Consider the following 1,030-nt stretch of genomic DNA (forward strand, 5'->3'; position numbering starts at 1 on the left):
TACTCAAACGCAATTCTGACATTGTGGCCGATATTACGACGCTGGTATCCGCACTTGGTCACTTGGGGCGGCTGGATGACGTCCCAGATCTGATAAAGCAGTACGACGCTATTGCAGTACCGTCGTATTATGATCCGTTTACCGCTGAAGAAAGCCTTATCTGGTGGTATGGTGACATGTATGGATACGACCCAGACTATCGCCGACATCTGTACGATGGCGTTGTGAAAGCCGGTGTACCGCCAAGCACTGGCAATGACGTTGATTACGATGATGTCGCAGACCGTTTGAAGCGTGTCGAAGGTTTGTACTACCCTGAATCAATCTCACGAATTGACACTGAAGAAGCGCGTGGGCTTTGGGAACAAGGCGCGGCGAAATTCGTCGACGTCCGCGCAAAGCTAGATTTTAATGCCGGGCACATACCCAATTCAGTCAACTATTCGCTGTTAGTTGGCCTGTCCCGCGACGCTCTTCTCGAAATAGCAAATCTTGATGACACTATAGTTTTCAGTTGCCATGGGCCTCATTGCCCATATTCGGTTTATGCTGCGATAAAGGCACAACTCTGGGGCTTCGAGGATCCTCGGTACTATGCGGGTGGGTTTCCAGATTGGGTCGAGCAAGGCCTTCCAACGGCTGCCATAGAAAACGAGTAGCTCGACGCACGCCCTTCACCCTTGGTCTCGCCTTGGAAACAAGGCCAGCAACGGTTATTGGGAGCCTCTGATTAGCGATAGAGCAGACATTCAGTTGTTGCTGATCGATATACGCAGAGAGACCACGACGGTTGTCCCTGTCTGTAATATTTGGTGAAACCAATAAATCCGGAGGAACTCGAAATGCTGCTCCGCCAGTTCAGATTGAGCGTACACGATAGCAAGGCCGAAGAATTTGAGGCGATTTTTCTCGATCAGATACTGCCTCTTGTGAAAAGCCAAGATGGCCTGATCTGGGTAGTTGCTGGAAAGCCGTGGAGAGGCGATCCGAATACGTTCTGCATGACCATGCTATGGCGCGACTTGGATTC

General features: G+C 50.6%; 2 protein-coding genes. Both read left to right on the top strand.

Annotated elements, in window-relative coordinates:
* A partial coding sequence (locus tag ACR0KS_RS20405) for a rhodanese-like domain-containing protein (protein ID WP_170700197.1) occupies window positions 1-659 on the top strand: 659 nt, incomplete at its 5' end.
* A gap of 183 nt (window positions 660-842) precedes the next feature.
* The coding region (locus tag ACR0KS_RS20410; protein WP_480693336.1) for an antibiotic biosynthesis monooxygenase at window positions 843-1,030 on the top strand (188 nt) is incomplete at its 3' end.

The sequence above is a fragment of the Ruegeria sp. BC7 genome, assembly GCF_056539165.1.